A 20,528-nucleotide genomic window follows, 5' to 3' on the forward strand; every position below is an offset into this window, starting at 1 on the left:
TGTCAGGAGACAGGCGATGGCGAACAGAATGATTCTGAATGAAACGGCATGGTTTGGCCGGGGAGCGGTGGACGCATTAACCGATGAGGTAACGCGCCGCGGTTATCATAAAGCGCTGATTGTTACCGATAAAACGCTGGTGCAATGCGGTGTGGTCGATAAGGTGACAAGCAGAATGGATGCCGCAGGGCTGGCGTGGGAGATCTATGCGGGCGTGATCCCTAATCCTACGATTTCTGTTGTCCAGGAAGGGCTTAAGGTCTTTACCCAAAGCGGCGCGGACTATCTCATCGCCATTGGCGGCGGTTCTCCGCAGGATACCTGCAAAGCGATCGGTATTATCAGTAACAATCCGGAATTTGCCGATGTGCGCAGTCTGGAAGGGCTATCGTCGACCCGTAAACCCAGCGTGCCGATTATGGCGATCCCGACAACGGCGGGAACCGCGGCGGAAGTCACTATCAATTATGTGATTACCGATGAAGAGAAACGGCGCAAATTCGTTTGTGTCGATCCACATGATATTCCGCAGGCGGCATTTATCGATGCCGATATGATGGACGGTATGCCGCCCGCGCTGAAAGCGGCAACGGGCGTGGATGCGCTAACCCATGCTATTGAAGGCTATATTACCCGGGCCGCATGGGCGCTGACGGATGCATTACATATCAAAGCCATTGAGATTATTGCTGGCGCGCTACGCGGCGCCGTAGCCGGAGAAAAAGAGGCCGGTGAGGCGATGGCGCTGGGGCAATACGTTGCCGGGATGGGGTTTTCCAATGTGGGGCTGGGACTGGTGCATGGGATGGCGCATCCGTTGGGCGCGTTTTACAACACGCCACACGGCGTCGCGAATGCTATTTTGCTTCCGCATGTGATGCGTTTCAATGCCGGGTCTACCAACGAGAAATTCCGTGATATCGCCCGGGCGATGGGGGTGAAGGTAGAAGGATTGAGTCTTGAAGAGGCGCGTAATGCCGCAGTGGAAGCCGTATTTACGCTAAATCGCGATGTGGGAATTCCGCTGCATTTGCGTGATGTCGGCGTTCGAAAAGAGGATATCCCGGCGCTGGCGCAGGCGGCGTTCGATGATGTCTGTACGGGCGGCAATCCGCGTGAAGCGAGTCTGGCGGACATTGTCGAACTGTATCATACCGCCTGGTAATTTTGCCGGATGGCGCTGCGCTTATCCGCTCTACATTTCGTGCAGTCCTGTAGGCAGGATAAGGCGTTCACGCCGCCATCCGGCAACAAAACTACCGCACCAGCCGTAGCTGCTGTAAGTTTCCGTCGATATGTAAATCGGTTTGCAGACGTGCAATATCGCGGCAAAGAAATGCCATTTCTTTATGCGTCTCAAGCTTTTTGCGCCACTTTTCCGGCACCTCGTCCAGATGGGCGTAAATTCCCTCCAGATTTTGAAACTGAATCAATAGCTGGGTCGCGCTTTTGGGGCCGATACCGGCAACGCCGGGGACTTTCGAACTGCTGATTCCTGCCAGACCCCAGTAATCCGGCAACTGCCGGGGGAGTACGCCAAACTCTTTTTCAATAAACGGCGCGTCCAGCCAGCGTTTCTGGAAGTAGTCGCGAATGCGCAATCCCGGAGAGAGCAACTGGCAATAGCCTTTATCGGTTGACACAATGGTTGCCTGGTGCCCGGCTTCGGTAACTTTTAGCGCCAGCGTCGCCGCCAGATCGTCCGCTTCGTTACCGTCTGATGCCCAACAGCGTACGCCGCGCTGTTCAAACGCGGCGCGTAGGGCGGGCATTTCATTATGTAAATCGTCAGGCATCGGCGGACGTCCTGCTTTGTAGTCCGGCAAACGCTGATGACGCCAGCCGCTGCTGCGCGCGTCGTCATCAAATACCGCTACGGCATGGGTTGGCTGGCTGTGGATAATCAATTGATCGAGCGCGTGTTGGCAGGTTTCCACACAGGGCGATCCCTGAACGGCGTGAATACGGCGAATCAAATTGAGCGCGTCGACGATAAGCAGATGAGCAGCCACGGTGTTCTCCCTTACAAACCTGCGCGTAGGGTAACATTCACGGCGGGGGGAGGCGAGCATTGCGAAATAGCGCTATCCGTAGGCCTGATAAGCGAGGCGCCATCAGGCAACAAAAGCCGGATGGCGGCGAGCGCCTTATCCGGCCTACAGATCCTAAAATGTGCTGAGAATTAATCGCAGGTAACGATCTTCATCGCCAGGCCGCCGCGCGAAGTTTCGCGGTACTTAGCGTTCATGTCTTTACCGGTTTCGTACATGGTCTCAATCACTTTATCGAGGCATACGCGCGGTTCGCTGGTACGGCGCAGCGCCATACGCGCGGCGTTGACCGCTTTGACTGAAGCAATCGCGTTACGCTCAATGCAGGGAACCTGGACCTGGCCGGCAACCGGATCGCAAGTTAACCCCAGATTGTGCTCCATGGCGATTTCTGCGGCGATACACACCTGCGCCGGACTACCGCCCAGCAGCTCGGCCAGACCCGCTGCCGCCATGGAACAGGCCACGCCGACCTCTCCCTGACAACCCACTTCGGCGCCGGAAATAGAGGCGTTCATCTTATACAGCGAGCCAATCGCGCTGGCGACCAGCATATAGCGAGCAAGCGAGTTAGCATTTACTTCGCGGATAAACTTGTCATAGTACGCCAGCACCGCCGGCACAATACCACATGCGCCGTTAGTCGGCGCAGTGACTACTCGTCCGCCTGCGGCATTCTCTTCGTTCACCGCCAGCGCGAACATATTGATCCAGTCGACGACCGCCATCGGATCGGTGGTGGTCTTATCCTGACTGACCAGCACCCGACGCAGCGCCGCCGCGCGACGCGGAACGCGCAGTTTGCCCGGCAATACGCCCTCGGTGGTGATACCGCGCTCAATACCGCTGCGCATCACCTCCCAGACCCTGGCGAAATGCTGCTCCAGCGCTTCTTTACTGTGCAGGGCCAGTTCGTTTTGCATCATCAGACCGGAGAGCGACAGACCCGTCTCCTGGCAGTGGCGCTGTAAATCCGCGGCGGTTTTGTAAGGGTACGGTACGTTAACGGGTTCGCTATTCGTCAAACCAAAGTGCTCTTCATCGACGATAAAGCCGCCGCCAATGGAGTAGTAGGTTTGGCTGTAGAGCACCTTATCGCCCGCCAGCGCGGTAATACGCATCCCGTTCTCATGCAGAGACAGGTTGTCGGCGTGGAAATTCATGCACTTATCGACCGGAAATTCGACTTCATGCTGCCCATTAGCCAGTAGTAAACGCCCATGGGTGTTCACATCCTGGATAAAGGACGGAATGGCGTCGATATCGACGGTGTCCGGCAGATTCCCCGCCAGGCCCATAATAATGGCGATATCAGTGTGGTGGCCTTTACCCGTCAATGACAGAGAGCCGTAGACATCCACCACGACGCGGGTGACATCTGTAAGGATATGGCGGGCAATCAGATCGTCCGTGAACTGCTTGCCTGCTTTCATTGGTCCGACGGTGTGAGAACTGGAAGGGCCAATGCCGATTTTAAAAATATCGAATACGCTAATCATAGGGCATCCATTGCGGTTGTATCATAGAGAAGCGCCGCGGTAAGCGGCGCTAAAGGACTTAGCTGAACAGTGAGTAGAAAATAGCGGAGATGGCAATCAGGCCCATAATCACAACGAATACGTTGCTGATATGACCGCTGTACTTACGCATTGCCGGTACTTTCTGGATGGCATACATCGGCATCAGGAACAGAATCATCGCGATGATCGGGCCGCCCAGGGTTTCAATCATGCCCAGGATGCTGGGGTTCAGCGTCGCCACAATCCAGGTGGTGACCAGCATGAACAGCGCGGTAATTTTATTCAGTTTGTTGATTTCGATGGATTTACCTTTACCACGCAGCGATTTAATCACCATCCCGTTAAAGCCTTCACGCGCGCCCAGGTAGTGGCCGAGGAAGGATTTGGTGATAGCAATCATCGCAATGATCGGCGCCATCCAGGCGATGATCGGCGCGTTAAAGTGGTTCGCCAGGTAAGACAGGATAGAGATGTTCTGCTCTTTTGCCGCTGCCAGATCTGCCGGCGTCAGGCTCAGCACGCAGCTGAAGACGAAGAACATCACGGTCAGCACCATCATGATGTGGGCGAAGGCCAGAATTTTAGAACATTTCTTCTCTGCGCCTTCACCGTACTCTTCACGCTTCGCAACCGCGAAGGAGGAGATGATCGGGGAGTGGTTGAAAGAGAAAACCATCACCGGAATCGCCAGCCACAGCGTCATCCACAGACCGTTACCGGTAGACGCGGCGGAATCAAAGGACAGCGTTTCCAGCGCCGCGCCGTTCCACTGCGGGATCAGGTACAAGGCCAGCAGCATCAGCGCAGCGACGAACGGGAATACCAGGATACTCATCGCCTTAACGATCATTTGCTCGCCGAAGCGCACGATGGTCATCATGCCAACAATCAGGATCAGGGAAAGAATCGCCCGCGGCGGCGGATTAATCGCTAACTGGTGGGTCAGGAAGCTTTCCACGGTATTAGTAATCGCCACGCTGTAAACCAGCAGGATGGGGTAAATCGCGAAGAAGTAGAGCAGGGTAATCAGTTTACCTGCGCCGATACCGAAGTGTTCCTCAACGACTTCAGTGATGTCTTCACCCGGGTTTTTACCGGACAGCACGAAGCGGGTTAAACCACGGTGTGCGAAAAAGGTCATCGGGAAAGCGAGAATCGCCATGATGATGAGCGGAATCATGCCGCCGACGCCTGCGTTGATCGGCAGGAACAGAACGCCCGCGCCGATTGCCGTGCCGTAAAGGCCCAGCATCCACATGGTATCCGTTTTGCGCCATGCGCTTCGAGAGTCAATCGAAGCAATCGTGCTGGTCTGAGTGGTTTCCATCTATTTCTCCTGGAGGATGCTAAAAATCAGGTTGCTGGTCTAATCCAATGAAAAAAGACCTGATCGTAAAATGAAATCTGCTTAGGGACGCTTTTTATATAATTTTTCGCCGTAATAATTTTCGGGCGGAAAGATACATTTAAGTGATGAATCTATCAGTGATCCCGATCTCAAATGCAATAATCCGCTTCTTACATGGATAAATTTGGACCATTAATCTATTAAAAAAACGTCATAACGAATTTCCGGGCGCGAAGGCTACCATTAACGATATAAGGCCGGAAAGATTGGGGCGCAAGATACGGAGGTTTGACTATAAAAATCAAGGTTTTTAGTGGATTCTGGCGAAGAATAAGAGTTTGAACCGATAAATCACGGTAAGAGGAGTGAAGTAAACGTTTGCCTGACAATCTATTTATGGTGAATTATAAATGGTGTTTATAAAACAATGCGGGCTATGCCTCTGATGATCATCATAAAAAATGAAGGAATACGTGAATCGCCATACCGCAATGAAAGGAATGGGAGAAGCGCCCGGCTGCTGGCGGCAACCGGGCATAAGCGCTAAGCGCAGATCTCGTAACAGGGGATGTAGGCGGAACCCGGCAATTTCATACGATGCTGCGCGACGAAACCCTGCAGCAGATCGTCCATGCGACGCATCATTTCTCGATCGCCGTGGATTTTATACGGACCATTAGCTTCAATGGCGCGTATCCCGACCTCCTTCACGTTCCCCGCGACAATACCGGAGAAGGCGCGTCGCAGATCCGCCGCCAGAATCTCAACCGGCTGATCCGGGTACAGTTTCAGGTTGGCCATATTCTCATGCGACGGCTCAAACGGCACCTGCAGATCCGGTGCAATACGCATCGACCAGTTAAAACTATAGGCGTCGCCAGTATCGCGGCGATTCTCTTTCACTTGCGGCATCGCTTTCTTCATCAGCCGCGCTACCTCCGCCGCATCGTCAATGATGATGCGGTAATGACGGCGGGCCGCTTCGCCCAGCGTATGGGTAATAAATTCATCCAGCACGCGGAAGTAATCGGCGCTCTCTTTTGGTCCGGTCAGGATCAGCGGCAGCACCTGATTTTTATTGGCTGGATTCATCAGAATCCCCAGCAAATAAAGCAGCTCTTCCGCCGTACCCACGCCGCCCGGGAAGATGATGATACCGTGTGCGATACGGACGAACGCTTCCAGGCGTTTTTCGATATCCGGCATGATGATCAGTTCGTTCACCAGCGGGTTAGGCGGTTCAGCCGCAATAATGGAAGGTTCAGTCATGCCGATAAAGCGGCTGTCTTTATAGCGCTGCTGTGCGTGACCGACCGCCGCGCCCTTCATGGGGGCTTCCATCGCCCCAGGGCCGCAGCCGGTGCAGATGTTCAGCTCGCGTAATCCCAACTGCGTGCCGACGCGACGGGCATACAGGTACTCGTTTTCGTTAATTGAGTGGCCGCCCCAGCATACCACCATGTTTGGCGCTTCGCCGACGTGCAGCGCCCGGGCGTTGCGCAAAATGGAGAACACCAGATTGGTGATATGTGTTGAGCTTTCAAGATCCAGATGCTGGAAACGACCAGCATTGTGGATCTGCCCATTCACAAAGAGAATGTCGCGCAGCACCGCGAACAGGTTAGCCTGTAGCGCACGAATAATCCGCCCGTCAACAAAGGCGTCTTCAGGCGGATTAATCAATTCCAGCTTCACGCCGCGCTCGCGGCGCAGTACGTTAATATCGAAATTTTCAAAGCGGGACAGCAGCTCTTTGCTGTTGTCGGTCAGGCTGCCGGAGTTAAGAACGGCAAGTGAACAGTTACGAAACAGTTGATACAGGTCGCTACTGGCCGTGCGTTTCAGCATGTCCACTTCCAGTTGCGACAACATATCCATTGAGCCAAGCGGGCTAATATGTGTAATCAAGTAAACTCCTTATGGGACGCAACACGCCATTCCCTGTTGATTACAATAGCCCTGGCTGATGACCTTTCACAACCTTACATGCGCAATCCGGCACGCAAAATTGACAAAAAAATTACTGTCGCGCCAGCCTGCCCGTGGCGGGCACGAAATCGGTATTGCTGCGCCAGGGATTAATGTCCAGCCCGCCGCGGCGGGTATAGCGCGCATAAACGCTTAACGTTTCCGGCTGGCAGAAGCGCAGAATGTCATTGAAAATACGCTCTACGCACTGCTCGTGAAATTCATTATGGTGACGGAAGGAGACCAGATAACGCAGCAGTTTTTCCCTGTCGATTTTGCGCCCGCGATACTGAATTTGTATCGAGCCCCAGTCCGGTTGGTGGGTGATCAGGCAGTTGGATTTCAACAGATGACTGACCAGCGTCTCCTCTACTTGCTTCTCGCCGCTGACCGCATGTTGCAGATAGTCGGTAGTAAACTGGTAGTTGTCGATACTGATATCCTGATCGTCAATACAGGCGCCGTGGAAATGGGCGACAGGCTGTCCTTCCAGCTCATCAAGACGATGAAGCCTCACGCTAACGTTGCCCTGCGCGCAGGCGCGCAGATTGCGCTCCAGCGTCTGGCGCACCGTCTCCCAGGTGTCAAAGCGCGTCTGGTTAAAGCTGTTCAGATACAGTTTAAAACTTTTGGATTCGATTAAATTAACGCTGGTGTAATCCAGTTCGACATGCCCGACGGCGACCTGCGGAAGACCCTGGCTGTTAAGCCAGGAAAGTTCATACAACGTCCAGATATCCGCGCCGTGGAACGGCAAATTATCGGCTGTTAATCCGAGCGGGTCGCGATTCAAACTGCGCGGTACGCCCTGCAGCAGGCTGGCGTCATAATTGTCCCGGTAATCCGTTGATTTTCCGAGAGTCAGGCCATCAAGAGCCTGATGGTTTTCATAAGAAGACATGTTTCACCGTCATAAACCAGATACACTATGCGCCAAGTGTATCCTGGCTTTTATGAAGAGAGAAACTGGTGGACGAACTGACAGCGCAGGCATTGAAAGCCTTTACGACGCGTTACTGCGACGCGTGGCAAGAAAAACACGGTAGCTGGCCGTTGAGCGAAGAACTGTATGGCGTACCTTCTCCGTGCATTATTTCTTCAACCCGCAATGCCGTTTACTGGCAGCCGCAACCTTTTGAAGGCGAAGAAAATGTAAACGCGGTTGAACGCGCCTTTGATATTATGGTACAACCTGCGCTCCACGCGTTTTACACCACGCAGTTTGCTGGCGACATGCCCGCGCAGTTTGCGGATGAAAAGCTTACGCTACTGCAAACCTGGAGTCAGGATGACTTTCGGCGCGTGCAGGAAAATCTGATAGGCCACCTGGTCACGCAAAAGCGGCTCAAGCTTCCTCCCACGCTTTTTATTGCGACGCAGGAAAATGAGCTTGAGGTCATTTCGGTCTGTAATCTGTCCGGCGAGGTGATTAAAGAAACGCTGGGCACCCGCAATCGTACCGTTCTTGCCGCAACGCTTGCGGAATTCCTTACGCAACTTAATCCTCTTCTGTAATCGTTTGCCCTAACGGGTGTGAGAGATCTCTTACAAAGTCTGTAGGAGATCGCCAGGATATCAGCGGATACTGAGCCCCGTTTTCTTATGTAAGTCTATATAAAACAACTAATTAAAATGTTTTTGCGCACTTTCATATGAAAATTTACTTAAGGTATTGTCTGTAAGCGTCTTGTAAGACAAGGGGAAACAGGCGATTCTATCTTCGTCGACAGGGAGTCGTACAACGAAGCGAACGTCAGGATGATGACGCTTCAGCAGGACACGCCAGGATGGTGTTACAAGGAAAGGCTTCAGGATGAAGCAAAGTGGAAAGCGCAGGATGCGTTAAAGGACACCTCCAGGACGGAGAACGAGAGCCGATCAGGATGTTCGGCGGGTCTGGATGACCAGGGACGCTTCAGGAAGAAGCTATCACATCGGGCGATGTGCGCAGGATGCAAACGTTCAGGATGAACAGGCCGTAAGGTCACAGGAAAAGTTGTCACGGATGAGCAGGGAGCACGAAAAGTAGCTGGAATGCTGCGAAACGAACCGGGAGCACTGTTTATACAGTGCTCCCTTTTTTTTGTTATTCTTCGCGCCAGATTTTCATCATTGAGGTTTTTAACATGACGACTCATGACCGTGTGCGTCAGCAGTTACATGCGCTTGAAACGCTGCTGCGCGAGCATCGCCACTGGCGGCAGGATGCGCCGCAGGCGCACCTGTTTACCAGCACCCAACCATTTTTTATGGATACCATGGAACCGCTGGAATGGCTGCAATGGGTATTGATCCCACGTCTGCATACCCTACTTGATAATGCGCAGCCGCTGCCCGAGGCGTTTGCCGTCGCCCCTTATTATGAAATGGCGCTGGCGGCGGATCATCCGCAGCGCGAGGCGATCCTGGCGGTTTTGCAGGATCTGGATGCGCTATTCGTCCGCGATAAATCCTGATGCTGGAGATCCTCTATCAAGACCCGTGGCTGGTTGCCGTGAATAAACCCGCAGGCTGGCTTGTTCACCGGAGCTGGCTGGATCGCGACGAAAAAGTCGTTGTCATGCAAACGGTGCGCGACCAAATCGGCCAGCATGTTTTTACCGCCCACCGTCTCGACAGACCCACGTCGGGCGTACTGTTAATGGGGCTGTCCAGCGAAGCGGGACGCCGTCTGGCGCAGCAGTTCGAGCAGCACCACATCCGTAAACGCTACCATGCCATTGTGCGCGGCTGGCTGATGGATGACGCGGTACTGGATTATCCGCTGGTGGAAGAGCGCGATAAAATTGCCGATAAATTCGCCCGCGAAGATAAAGCGCCCCAGCCGGCTGTAACGCAGTATCGCGGGCTGGCGACGGTCGAAATGGCGGTGCCGACCGGACGTTATCCCACCACGCGTTATGGTCTGGTTGAGCTGGAACCAAAAACGGGACGCAAGCACCAGCTTCGTCGTCATCTGGCGCATCTGCGTCATCCTATCATCGGCGACAGCAAGCATGGCGATTTGCGACAAAACCGCAGCGCCGCAGAGCATTTTGCCTGTCGTCGCCTGATGCTTCATGCCAGTCGGCTTGAACTGACGCACCCCTTCACCGGACAGCCGTTGATAATTCAGGCCGGGTTGGATGAAACCTGGATGCAGGCGCTGACACAGTTTGGCTGGCGTGGACTTCTCCCTGACAATGAAAGGGTTGAGTTTACGGCGGCGTCCCGGCAGGATGAGACTCATCAGGCATAATTCAGGGAGATACGCATAATGGCGGAAATTGGTATTTTTGTCGGGACCATGTATGGCAACTCACTGCTGGTGGCGGAAGAAGCGGAAGCGATCCTCGCCAGACAGGGCCACAGCGCGACCGTGTTTGAAGATCCTGAACTGTCCGACTGGCAGCAATATCAGGATAAGGTTGCGCTGGTCGTTACCTCGACGACCGGGCAGGGCGATCTACCGGATAGCATTGCGCCGCTCTTTCACGGCATTAAAGATACGTTGGGTTTTCAGCCAAACCTGCGTTACGGGGTGATTGCGTTAGGTGATAGCAGCTACCCCAATTTCTGTAATGGCGGCAAACAGTTTGATGCCCTGTTGCAGGAGCAAAGCGCGCAGCGGGTGGGGGAGATGTTATTCATTGACGCCAGCGAACATCCGGAGCCGGAGAGCCAGTCCAATCCCTGGGTTGAAAACTGGGGAACTTTACTTTCCTGAGGTAAATCCCTCCCCCCTACGGGAGGGTACCTTTTCGTTTGCTTGCGTTGCCAGTAAGCAAAATCACGACCTGTATACAGTGTAAAGTAACTGAATCGTGTTAGCTTTGGGCATATGCCCGCAAAAGCGGCAGTTTTTTACGGGCGTTTTCATGTAATCAAGCGACCTGTTTCACATTCTTCTCTTTTTATTCCTCCTGCGTCGACGCCTGGCGCCTTCTGATTTCATTTCCGTGAAGTGGCTTCCACTGTCCTGGGCTTTTGCCATAAACAGGCGTAATTCATCGCCAAAATACTGTGTTGTTGCACGGTGAGTGTGTGTGGCGCGCTTTTTATACTTCTCCTGCCAGTGAATAAAAGCATGCAGCGTGCAAAGCAAACGACCTAATAAAAGCTGCAACAAGGAAACGTTATCTCTGATTCCCTACCGGTTGTGCAGTTCAGAGTGAGCGTAGCTAACGCGAAATTTCAGGAGTGCAACAATGAGTTCATTAAGTCACGCGGCGAGCAGTGCGGAGAAACGCACGAACGCCCGCTACTGGATAGTGGTGATGCTGTTTATCGTCACATCCTTCAACTACGGCGACCGCGCCACATTGTCCATTGCCGGCTCAGAAATGGCCAAAGATATCGGCCTTGATCCGGTAGGCATGGGCTATGTTTTTTCTGCTTTTTCATGGGCCTATGTTATCGGGCAGATCCCGGGTGGCTGGCTGCTGGACCGCTTTGGTTCCAAACGCGTCTATTTCTGGTCTATTTTCATTTGGTCAGTCTTCACCCTGTTGCAGGGTTTTGTCGATATCTTTAGTGGTTTCGGCATTATTGTCGCCCTCTTTACGCTTCGTTTCCTGGTTGGTCTGGCGGAATCGCCTTCTTTCCCGGGTAACAGTCGCATCGTTGCGGCCTGGTTCCCGGCGCAGGAGAGGGGAACGGCAGTGGCCATCTTTAACTCCGCGCAATACTTTGCCACGGTTATTTTCGCGCCGATTATGGGCTGGCTGACGCACGAAGTGGGCTGGTCGCATGTCTTCTTCTTTATGGGCGGGTTAGGGATCATCATCAGCTTTATCTGGTTGAAAGTTATCCATGAACCAAATAACCATCCGGGCGTAAATAAGAAAGAGTTGGAGTACATCGCAGAAGGTGGCGCGCTGATCAATATGGATCAGAAAGACACCAAAGCGAAAGTACCGTTTAGCGTCAAATGGGGCCAGATCAAACAGCTGCTGGGCTCTCGTATGATGATTGGCGTTTACATCGGTCAGTACTGTATTAACGCATTGACCTATTTCTTTATTACCTGGTTCCCGGTCTATTTGGTCCAGGCGCGCGGCATGTCGATTCTCAAAGCGGGCTTTGTCGCCTCGGTTCCTGCAGTCTGCGGCTTTATCGGCGGCGTGTTGGGCGGCATCATTTCCGACTGGCTGATGCGTCGTACTGGCTCCCTGAATATCGCGCGCAAGACGCCGATTGTGCTGGGGATGTTGCTGTCAATGGTTATGGTGTTCTGTAACTATGTGAACGTGGAATGGATGATCATCGGCTTTATGGCGTTGGCCTTCTTCGGTAAAGGTATCGGCGCGTTGGGCTGGGCAGTAATGGCGGATACCGCGCCGAAAGAGATCAGCGGTCTTTCCGGCGGCTTGTTTAATATGTTCGGCAATATCTCCGGTATTGTGACGCCAATCGCGATTGGTTACATCGTTGGCACCACCGGTTCCTTCAACGGCGCGTTGATCTATGTCGGCGTACATGCCCTGGTGGCCATCATCAGCTATCTGGTGCTGGTAGGTGATATTAAGCGTATTGAACTGAAACCTGTCGCAGGACAATTATCATGACAACGCAATCCAGTCCCGTTATTACGGACATGAAGGTCATTCCGGTTGCCGGACATGACAGTATGCTACTCAACATCGGCGGCGCGCATAACGCGTACTTCACCCGTAACATCGTCGTCCTCACCGATAACGCCGGGCATACTGGCGTCGGCGAGGCGCCGGGCGGAGAAGTGATTTATCAGACGCTGGTCGATGCTATTCCGATGGTATTAGGCCAGGAAGTCGCCCGCCTGAACAAAGTGGTGCAACAGGTGCATAAAGGCAACCAGGCTGCTGATTTTGACACCTTTGGTAAAGGCGCATGGACGTTTGAACTGCGGGTTAACGCGGTGGCAGCTTTGGAAGCGGCGCTGCTTGATCTACTGGGGCAGGCGCTTAATGTGCCGGTCTGTGAACTGTTAGGACCCGGTAAACAGCGCGATGCCGTCACCGTGTTAGGCTATCTCTTCTATATTGGCGATCGTACTAAAACCGATCTGCCGTATCTGGAAAGCACGCCGGGCAGTCATGAATGGTATCGCCTGCGCCATCAGGAAGCGCTGAACAGCGACGCGGTCGTGCGGCTGGCGGAAGCGTCTCAGGATCGCTACGGTTTTAAAGATTTTAAACTCAAGGGCGGCGTGCTGCCGGGCGAACAAGAGATTGATACCGTTCGCGCGCTAAAAAAACGCTTCCCGGACGCGCGTATTACCGTGGATCCGAACGGCGCCTGGCTACTGGATGAAGCCATTGCGTTGTGCAAAGGGCTGAAAGATGTACTGACCTACGCGGAAGATCCGTGCGGCGCGGAGCAAGGATTCTCTGGTCGTGAAGTCATGGCGGAGTTCCGCCGCGCGACAGGACTGCCGGTGGCGACCAATATGATCGCCACCAACTGGCGCGAAATGGGGCATGCGGTGATGCTCAACGCGGTAGACATTCCTCTTGCCGACCCGCATTTCTGGACTCTCACCGGCGCCGTTCGCGTGGCGCAACTGTGCGATGACTGGGGGCTAACCTGGGGCTGCCATTCGAATAACCATTTTGATATTTCACTGGCGATGTTTACCCATGTCGGCGCGGCGGCGCCAGGCAAACCCACCGCTATTGATACGCACTGGATCTGGCAGGAGGGCGATTGCCGCCTGACTAAAAATCCGCTGGAAATTAAAAACGGCAAAATTGCCGTTCCGGATGCGCCAGGACTGGGCGTGGAGCTTGACTGGGAACAGGTGCGAAAAGCGCATGACGCGTATAAAAAGCTGCCAGGCGGCGCGCGTAATGATGCAGGCCCGATGCAATACCTGATCCCCGGCTGGACTTTTGACCGCAAACGCCCTGTTTTTGGTCGTCACTAATTCTGAATAAGGACACAGTTATGAGTACTCAATTTACGACGCCTGTAGTGACTGAAATGCAGGTTATCCCGGTTGCGGGTCATGACAGTATGCTGATGAACCTGAGCGGCGCGCACGCCCCGTTCTTCACGCGCAACATCGTCATTATTAAAGATAACTCCGGCCATACCGGGGTCGGCGAGATTCCGGGCGGCGAAAAAATTCGCAAAACGCTGGAAGATGCGATCCCACTGGTGGTGGGAAAAACGCTGGGTGAATATAAAAATGTCCTGACCGCCGTTCGCAACCAGTTTGCCGATCGCGATGCGGGCGGACGCGGTTTACAAACATTCGATCTCCGTACCACTATCCATGTGGTGACTGGTATTGAAGCGGCAATGCTTGACCTTTTGGGTCAACACCTGGGCGTCAACGTCGCTTCGCTGTTAGGCGACGGTCAGCAGCGCAGCGAAGTCGAAATGCTGGGTTATCTGTTCTTTGTCGGCAATCGCAAGGCCACGCCGCTGCCGTATCAGAGCCAGCCGGATGAGCAATGCGACTGGTATCGTCTGCGCCATGAAGAGGCGATGACGCCGGAAACGGTAGTGCGTCTGGCGGAAGCCGCCTATGAAAAATACGGCTTCAACGACTTCAAACTGAAAGGCGGCGTGCTGGCGGGCGAAGAAGAGGCCGAGTCAATCGTGGCGCTGGCGAAACGTTTCCCACAAGCGCGCGTTACGCTCGATCCAAACGGTGCCTGGTCGCTGAACGAAGCGATCAGCATTGGTAAATACCTGAAAGGTTCTCTGGCCTATGCAGAAGATCCGTGCGGCGCGGAACAGGGTTTTTCCGGGCGTGAAGTGATGGCGGAATTCCGTCGCGCGACCGGATTACCGACGGCCACCAATATGATAGCGACCGACTGGCGTCAAATGGGGCATACGCTGTCGCTGCAATCCGTCGATATCCCGCTGGCGGACCCGCACTTCTGGACTATGCAAGGCTCTGTACGCGTGGCGCAAATGTGTCATGAGTTCGGTCTGACCTGGGGCTCGCACTCTAACAACCACTTTGATATTTCGTTGGCGATGTTTACCCATGTTGCCGCGGCGGCGCCGGGCAAGATCACCGCGATCGATACCCACTGGATCTGGCAGGAAGGCAACCAACGTCTGACTAAAGAACCGTTTGAAATTAAAGGCGGCATGGTGCAAGTACCGACCAAACCGGGGCTGGGCGTTGAGCTCGATATGGATCAGGTGATGAAAGCGCATGAGCTCTATCAAAAGCATGGCTTAGGCGCGCGTGACGACGCGATGGGAATGCAGTACTTAATTCCTGGCTGGACGTTTGATAATAAGCGTCCTTGCATGGTGCGTTAAGTCAGAGCCGGTTCCGTGAGGAACCGGTCCTTCTCTGGGTGTATGCTTAACAGGATCAACATGCGTAAGGACGACTTATGAAAATAGTGATCGCACCAGACTCGTATAAGGAAAGTTTGAGTGCTCTTGAGGTAGCGACCGCCATTGAACAAGGATTTCGCGAGATCTGGCCTGACGCCGATTACCTGAAATTGCCGCTGGCTGATGGCGGAGAAGGTACTGTCGAAGCGATGGTTGAAGCGACGGCGGGTCGAATCGTGCATGTTGAGGTCACCGGGCCGTTGGGGCATCGCGTCAATGCGTTTTATGGGCTTTCCGGCGATGCGCGTTCCGCGTTCATTGAAATGGCGGCCGCCAGCGGGCTGGAGCAGGTGCCGCCCGCGCAACGCGATCCGTTGAAGACCACGTCATGGGGAACCGGCGAGCTGATCCGTCATGCGCTGGATGCGGGCGTTGAGCATATCATTATTGGTATCGGCGGTAGCGCCACCAACGATGGCGGCGCGGGGATGGTACAGGCGCTGGGGGCCAGGCTACGGGATGCGCAGGGCAATGATATTGCGCAAGGCGGCATTGGGCTGGAAACACTCGCCAGCATTGATATCAGCGGCCTGGATAAGCGTTTGTCGGCGTGCCATATAGAGGTCGCCTGCGATGTCACGAATCCCCTTACCGGCAAAGAGGGCGCGTCTGCGGTTTTTGGTCCGCAAAAAGGGGCGACGCCGGAAATGATTGAACGCCTGGATACGGCATTGACTCGCTATGCGCATTTGATTGCTCGCGATCTGTATGTCGATGTGTTGGATCTGGCAGGCGGCGGAGCGGCAGGCGGCATGGGGGCGGCGTTATACGCGTTTTGCGGCGCGCAGCTACGGCGTGGTATTGAGATTGTCACCGATGCGCTTCATCTGGAAGCGTGTCTTGCGGATGCTGATTTAGTCATCACCGGCGAGGGACGCATCGACAGCCAGACCATTCACGGTAAAGTCCCTATTGGCGTGGCAAACATCGCCAAACGGTATAACAAGCCGGTAATTGGTATTGCGGGTAGCCTGACGGCGGACGTTGGCGTGGTTCATGAACATGGGCTTGATGCCGTTTTCAGCGTGATTTATACCATCTGCACGCTGGAGGACGCTCTGAAGAATGCGAGTGAAAACGTACGAATGACCGCGCGCAACGTGGCTGCAACGCTGAAAGCGGGGCAACAGTTACGCTGAGTTGTAGGCCGGATAAGGCGGTCACGCCGCCATCCGGCGAATATCAGCCTAATATCTTCTTCGCTTCACGCGCGACATTATCCATCTCATCCAGCAGCTCCAGAAACTCAGGCTCCAGCTCCTCTTCGTGGACGCCGCTGCGAAGCTGTTGCTCAATAAGCTGGCAAAGGTTCTTCATCCGCGGTACGCCGCTATAGCCGCAGCTCCCGTGTAGCTTATGGACCAGATCGACCAGACCGTTGGGGTTTTCTCCCACCAGTTGTTCTTCAATTTTGTTGCGCACTTCCGGCAGAAAATCAATCAGCATTTGCAGCATATCCCGCGCCAGATCGGGCTTACCGGCAGCCTGGCGGAGCGCAAGCTGCCAGTCGAGCGTCGCATTCGGATTGAAGATAAACTCAGCCGGTTCCGGCGCCATCAGACGCGCTGCTACGTTGGCGCCAGGTTTATAGCGCAGCAACAGATTATGCAACTTCTCTTCTTCTATCGGTTTAGCCAGATAGTCGTTCATGCCCGCGCTGAGCAACTTCTCTTTTTGCCCGGCCATCGCATGTGCCGTAACGGCAATAACCGGTGTTTGCTGCTGATGAGGAAGCTGGTGAATCAATTCGCAGGCGCGTATGCCGTCCATATCCGGCATCTGAATATCCATCAAAATCAGATCAAACTGCATTTGTTTCGCCCGATCTACCGCCTGATGTCCGCTATCACAAAGTTCTACGTGCTGGACTTTATCTTCCAGTAACGCGCCGATAAGCTTCAGATTGGCGGGATTGTCATCAACCGCCATAACCGTCATGGTGATTTTACTGGTATCCATTAGCAGCGGTTCAGGATGGTGATTCAACTGGCAATATTCCGTCAGCGCTGGCAACAGGCGCGTTGACGTCAATGGTTTTAACAGACAGGCCGCCGCGCCTCCTTGTTTCAGCTTTTCGGCGTTAATTTGCGCATGGCAAGGTAGCGCCAGCAGTAGAAAGTCCGTCATTGACGCCGCTTTCGCCAGACGTTCATGCTGCATGGTGAGCGGCTCGCGGAAGGTCACCGGAACGCTCAAAATCATAATATCGTAGTGCGCTAACGGCAGCGCGGAGAAGGTCGGGCTGTAAACCACCTCCACCGGCGTGTCGCTCAGCAGATCCAGGGTACATTGCGCGGCGGTAGCATTCGGTTCGACATAAGCCAGCCGTTTTCCGGCCAGACACGCGGTCGACGGACCGTCAATAATGACATTTGGGTTAAGATCAAGATTAATATGAAACCAGAAGGTCGAGCCGCGATTAGGCTGGCTGTGGAAAGAGATATCCCCGCCCATTTCGTTGACCAGCTTTTGCGTAATCACCAGCCCAAGCCCGGTGCCGCCGTGACGGCGAGAAATACTGGCATCGGCCTGGCGAAACGCCTGAAACAGTCGCGACTGGTCGCGCTCCGGAATGCCGATCCCCGTATCCCGGATCTGCACTTCAATCTGTACTTTGGTGTTACTGAGCGCCCGCTTTTCTACCAGAATATCGATATTGCCACTCTCGGTGAACTTAATGGCATTACCCACCAGATTAGTAATGACCTGTTGCAGGCGCAGCGGGTCGCCAATCACATTATCCGGGACGTCGTTTTTAATATTTAACGTCAACTCCAGCCCTTTATCATGCGACGAGTGGGCCAGCAGCGTAACCACTTCATCCAGCGTATTACGCAGTGGAAAAGGGATACTTTCCAGAATGAGTTTACCGGCTTCCAGCTTGGAGAAGTCGAGCACGTCATTAATGATCGCCAGCAGATTATTCGCAGAACGCTCAATGGTGTTCAGATGGTCGCGCTGGGTGGGATTCAGCTCCGTTTTTAATGTCAGGCGGGTAAAGCCAATGACGCCGTTCAGCGGCGTTCGCAGTTCGTGCGACATGTTCGCCAGGAACTCCGACTTAATACGCGCCGCTTCCTGGGCGCGCTTTTTCGCCAGATCGAGCTCAACGTTTTGGATTTCCATCTGCTCAAGGGTTTCACGCAGGTCTGAAGTGGCCTGATCGATATTATGCTGCATCTCTTCGTGATAGGCGGCAAGCGACATCGCCATGGAATTAATGCCGTTTTTCAGCATGTCCAGCTCGCCCAGCATAAATCCTTCCACACGGCTATCCAGTTGTCCGCGGCGAATGCGGTCAACGGTATTCACCATGTTACGGATAGGCCCGGTGACATCGCGCATAAGCCGCCAGCCAAAGATCAGCGCAATGCCAATACAAAAAAGCATCATTACGCTGGAGATAAAAATCTCTTTGTATTGCTGTAGCCTTACCGACTTGAGATCCAGTTCAAGTGCCACATATCCCAGCATATTTTTGGTATTTTTCGCGTCGGCAATCGCTGACTCGTCCGGCGAATAGCTCTCCGAGATAATCGGGGTGCGCAGAATCATAATATCGCCGTGGCGATCGACGCTCAGACGACGTGGAAACGGCGCTCCGGCGGGAAGCTGCATCTGTGAGGGGTCCAGATGGAAATTAGACGTTACAAACAGGCGGTTATGATCGTCATAAACGGAAATCGCCCGCACAATATCAGAGTGTCTGCGGTGCAGGACGCTGATAAGTTGGCCGATAGACTCCCGGTTTTGTAAGTTCATACCATATTCGCTGGAGACGGCGAGCGGTTCAATAATACTGGCGCCGGCATCTTCCAGTTGACGCTGCAGGTCGTTATAGCGGTGCACTACAAAAAAGATACTGAGCAGCAAACCTATCAGGACGGTCGGGGCCAGGATCAGAATCATCATGCGTGCGCGCAGGCTGTAGTTGGTCATGGAGTTCCGTTATGGGACAATTAGGGTCACACTGTTAAATTGAGAAAAAGCTGGTCGATGGCGCAATTCTACTCTGCAAAACGGCGCGTGACGACGCGTCAGATCATAACCGTTAAAGTCAATGACCTCGATTCATTTGGTCAGGGCGTAGCCCGTCATAACGGAAAGGCGCTGTTTATCCCCGGTTTATTGCCTGAGGAAAGCGCAGAAGTCATTATTACAGAAGATAAAAAGCAATTTGCCCGCGCACGCGTTTCACGCCGTTTGAATGATAGCCCGGAACGAGAAACGCCGCGCTGCCCGCATTTTGGCGTCTGCGGCGGTTGTCAGCAACAGCATGTCAGCATCGCCCTGCAACAACGCAGCAAAAGCGCGGCGCTGGCGCGTTTGATGAAACACGAGGTGAATGACATCATCGCCGGCGCGCCCTGGGGGTATCGGCGTCGTGCGCGGTTAAGTCTGAATTGCCCGCCGGATAAACCGCTGCAAATGGGATTTCGCAAAGCGGGTTCCAGCGATATCGTCAATGTCGAACAGTGCCCCGTTTTGGCGCCCCAGCTTGCAGCATTGCTGCCCCGAATCAGGGCGTGTCTGGCGAGTTTACACGGCACCCGACATCTTGGGCATGTTGAGTTGGTACAGGCGGGAAGCGGTACGCTGATGATTCTGCGCCATACCGCGCCATTAAGTGCGGCGGATAAAGAAAAACTGGAACGCTTTTCGCATTCTGAGGGATTGTCTCTGTTTCTGGCGCCGTTTAGCGAGATACTGGAAACGGTATCTGGCGAAGCGCCCTGGTATGATTCGCACGGCTTACGTTTAGCCTTCAGTCCGCGAGACTTTATTCAGGTTAATGAGGCGGTAAACCAGCAAATGGTCGCCCGCGCGCTGGAGTGGCTTGATGTGCGCGCCGAGGATCGTGTCCTGGATCTGTTCTGCGGAATGGGGAATTTTACGCTGCCGCTGGCAACGCGCGCGGCAAGCGTGATTGGGGTTGAGGGCGTTCCGGCGCTGGTAGAAAAAGGCCGTGAAAACGCCATCCGCAATGGTTTACATAATGTGACATTCTTCCATGAGAACCTGGAGGAAGATGTCACGAAGCAGCCGTGGGCGAAAAACGGCTTTGACAAAGTCTTACTCGATCCTGCGCGTGCGGGGGCTACAGGAGTGATGCGACATATTATAAAATTAAAACCTATTCGCATTGTTTATGTATCCTGTAACCCGGCGACGCTGGCGCGCGATAGTGAAGCGCTGGTCAATGCGGGATATGAGGTTACGCGTTTAGCGATGCTCGACATGTTCCCGCACACAGGACATCTGGAATCAATGGTTCTGTTCGAGCGCATGTAATGATTACCGGCTTACCGACTTCGG

The 20,528-nt window shown here is 54.0% G+C and carries 16 protein-coding genes; 10 read left to right on the forward strand and 6 right to left on the reverse strand.

Annotated elements, in window-relative coordinates; genetic code table 11:
• Nucleotides 1–16 precede the first annotated feature (16 nt).
• The gene (gene fucO / locus NA986_RS08600; protein ID WP_020899172.1) at nucleotides 17–1,165 is read left to right on the forward strand and encodes a lactaldehyde reductase; all 1,149 of its coding nucleotides are present in this window, start codon (nucleotides 17–19) and stop codon (nucleotides 1,163–1,165) included.
• A gap of 91 nt (nucleotides 1,166–1,256) precedes the next feature.
• Here the strand turns inward: fucO and xni are convergent, their stop codons facing one another.
• The 5 genes from xni to queF all read right to left on the reverse strand — a co-directional run bounded on the left by xni (nucleotide 1,257) and on the right by queF (nucleotide 7,788).
• Nucleotides 1,257–2,012, reverse strand: coding sequence for a flap endonuclease Xni (xni, locus tag NA986_RS08605; protein WP_001818022.1), 756 nt, complete (start codon nucleotides 2,010–2,012; stop codon nucleotides 1,257–1,259).
• A gap of 170 nt (nucleotides 2,013–2,182) precedes the next feature.
• Nucleotides 2,183–3,550, reverse strand: a complete 1,368-nt coding sequence (gene sdaB / locus NA986_RS08610) for an L-serine ammonia-lyase II (RefSeq protein ID WP_000626384.1) — start codon at nucleotides 3,548–3,550, stop codon at nucleotides 2,183–2,185.
• 58 nt (nucleotides 3,551–3,608) lie between these two features.
• Nucleotides 3,609–4,898: an HAAAP family serine/threonine permease SdaC gene (gene sdaC, locus NA986_RS08615; protein WP_000450462.1), complete on the reverse strand. Its 1,290-nt coding sequence runs from the start codon at nucleotides 4,896–4,898 to the stop codon at nucleotides 3,609–3,611.
• A 564-nt stretch (nucleotides 4,899–5,462) separates the two neighbouring features.
• A complete protein-coding gene (gene ppnN, locus NA986_RS08620; RefSeq protein WP_000627973.1) occupies nucleotides 5,463–6,827 on the reverse strand; it encodes a nucleotide 5'-monophosphate nucleosidase PpnN in 1,365 nt (454 codons plus the stop codon).
• Nucleotides 6,828–6,939: 112 nt separating this feature from the next.
• The gene (queF, locus tag NA986_RS08625; protein ID WP_023215984.1) at nucleotides 6,940–7,788 is read right to left on the reverse strand and encodes an NADPH-dependent 7-cyano-7-deazaguanine reductase QueF; all 849 of its coding nucleotides are present in this window, start codon (nucleotides 7,786–7,788) and stop codon (nucleotides 6,940–6,942) included.
• Nucleotides 7,789–7,856: 68 nt separating this feature from the next.
• Between queF and syd the strand changes: the two genes are divergently transcribed.
• The 8 genes from syd (at nucleotide 7,857) to NA986_RS08665 (ending at nucleotide 16,351) form a co-directional block, all read left to right on the forward strand.
• Entirely contained in the window at nucleotides 7,857–8,402 is a 546-nt protein-coding gene (gene syd, locus NA986_RS08630; RefSeq protein WP_023215985.1) for a SecY-interacting protein, read from the forward strand.
• A 611-nt stretch (nucleotides 8,403–9,013) separates the two neighbouring features.
• The gene (locus NA986_RS08635) at nucleotides 9,014–9,343 is read left to right on the forward strand and encodes a YqcC family protein (RefSeq protein ID WP_023215986.1); all 330 of its coding nucleotides are present in this window, start codon (nucleotides 9,014–9,016) and stop codon (nucleotides 9,341–9,343) included.
• Nucleotides 9,343–10,125 carry a tRNA pseudouridine(65) synthase TruC gene (truC, locus tag NA986_RS08640; protein ID WP_000890028.1) on the forward strand — a complete coding sequence of 261 codons (783 nt, stop codon included), beginning with the start codon at nucleotides 9,343–9,345 and terminating at the stop codon, nucleotides 10,123–10,125. The genes NA986_RS08635 and truC overlap by 1 nt, the downstream gene beginning before the upstream one ends.
• 18 nt (nucleotides 10,126–10,143) lie before the next feature.
• Nucleotides 10,144–10,593 (forward strand): flavodoxin, encoded by a 450-nt coding sequence (locus tag NA986_RS08645; protein ID WP_000807736.1) that lies wholly within the window; start codon nucleotides 10,144–10,146, stop codon nucleotides 10,591–10,593.
• 481 nt (nucleotides 10,594–11,074) lie between these two features.
• Nucleotides 11,075–12,433, forward strand: coding sequence for a galactarate/glucarate/glycerate transporter GudP (gudP, locus tag NA986_RS08650; RefSeq protein ID WP_000097015.1), 1,359 nt, complete (start codon nucleotides 11,075–11,077; stop codon nucleotides 12,431–12,433).
• Entirely contained in the window at nucleotides 12,430–13,770 is a 1,341-nt protein-coding gene (locus tag NA986_RS08655) for an enolase C-terminal domain-like protein (RefSeq protein WP_000211801.1), read from the forward strand. The genes gudP and NA986_RS08655 overlap by 4 nt, the downstream gene beginning before the upstream one ends.
• A 20-nt stretch (nucleotides 13,771–13,790) precedes the next feature.
• Nucleotides 13,791–15,131 (forward strand): glucarate dehydratase, encoded by a 1,341-nt coding sequence (gene gudD / locus NA986_RS08660; RefSeq protein ID WP_000107113.1) that lies wholly within the window; start codon nucleotides 13,791–13,793, stop codon nucleotides 15,129–15,131.
• A gap of 77 nt (nucleotides 15,132–15,208) precedes the next feature.
• Nucleotides 15,209–16,351, forward strand: a complete 1,143-nt coding sequence (locus NA986_RS08665) for a glycerate kinase (RefSeq protein WP_023215987.1) — start codon at nucleotides 15,209–15,211, stop codon at nucleotides 16,349–16,351.
• Between the two features lie 43 nt (nucleotides 16,352–16,394).
• Here the strand turns inward: NA986_RS08665 and barA are convergent, their stop codons facing one another.
• Nucleotides 16,395–19,151: a two-component sensor histidine kinase BarA gene (gene barA, locus NA986_RS08670; protein ID WP_000186400.1), complete on the reverse strand. Its 2,757-nt coding sequence runs from the start codon at nucleotides 19,149–19,151 to the stop codon at nucleotides 16,395–16,397.
• Nucleotides 19,152–19,208: 57 nt separating this feature from the next.
• Between barA and rlmD the strand changes: the two genes are divergently transcribed.
• Entirely contained in the window at nucleotides 19,209–20,504 is a 1,296-nt protein-coding gene (gene rlmD / locus NA986_RS08675) for a 23S rRNA (uracil(1939)-C(5))-methyltransferase RlmD (protein WP_000046849.1), read from the forward strand.
• Nucleotides 20,505–20,528: the final 24 nt, after the last annotated feature.

Origin of the sequence: Salmonella sp. NW177, assembly GCF_051811585.1 — a bacterium.
GTDB classification, from domain to species: domain Bacteria; phylum Pseudomonadota; class Gammaproteobacteria; order Enterobacterales; family Enterobacteriaceae; genus Salmonella; species Salmonella enterica.

Coding starts and splice junctions, on each gene's coding strand:
- fucO (WP_020899172.1), top strand. CDS start 17: ATGGCGAACAGAATGATTCTGAATGAAACGGCATGGTTTGGCCGGGGA.
- sdaB (WP_000626384.1), bottom strand. CDS start 3,550: ATGATTAGCGTATTCGATATTTTTAAAATCGGCATTGGCCCTTCCAGT.
- sdaC (WP_000450462.1), bottom strand. CDS start 4,898: ATGGAAACCACTCAGACCAGCACGATTGCTTCGATTGACTCTCGAAGC.
- queF (WP_023215984.1), bottom strand. CDS start 7,788: ATGTCTTCTTATGAAAACCATCAGGCTCTTGATGGCCTGACTCTCGGA.
- NA986_RS08635 (WP_023215986.1), top strand. CDS start 9,014: ATGACGACTCATGACCGTGTGCGTCAGCAGTTACATGCGCTTGAAACG.
- truC (WP_000890028.1), top strand. CDS start 9,343: ATGCTGGAGATCCTCTATCAAGACCCGTGGCTGGTTGCCGTGAATAAA.
- NA986_RS08645 (WP_000807736.1), top strand. CDS start 10,144: ATGGCGGAAATTGGTATTTTTGTCGGGACCATGTATGGCAACTCACTG.
- gudP (WP_000097015.1), top strand. CDS start 11,075: ATGAGTTCATTAAGTCACGCGGCGAGCAGTGCGGAGAAACGCACGAAC.
- NA986_RS08655 (WP_000211801.1), top strand. CDS start 12,430: ATGACAACGCAATCCAGTCCCGTTATTACGGACATGAAGGTCATTCCG.
- gudD (WP_000107113.1), top strand. CDS start 13,791: ATGAGTACTCAATTTACGACGCCTGTAGTGACTGAAATGCAGGTTATC.
- NA986_RS08665 (WP_023215987.1), top strand. CDS start 15,209: ATGAAAATAGTGATCGCACCAGACTCGTATAAGGAAAGTTTGAGTGCT.
- barA (WP_000186400.1), bottom strand. CDS start 19,151: ATGACCAACTACAGCCTGCGCGCACGCATGATGATTCTGATCCTGGCC.
- rlmD (WP_000046849.1), top strand. CDS start 19,209: ATGGCGCAATTCTACTCTGCAAAACGGCGCGTGACGACGCGTCAGATC.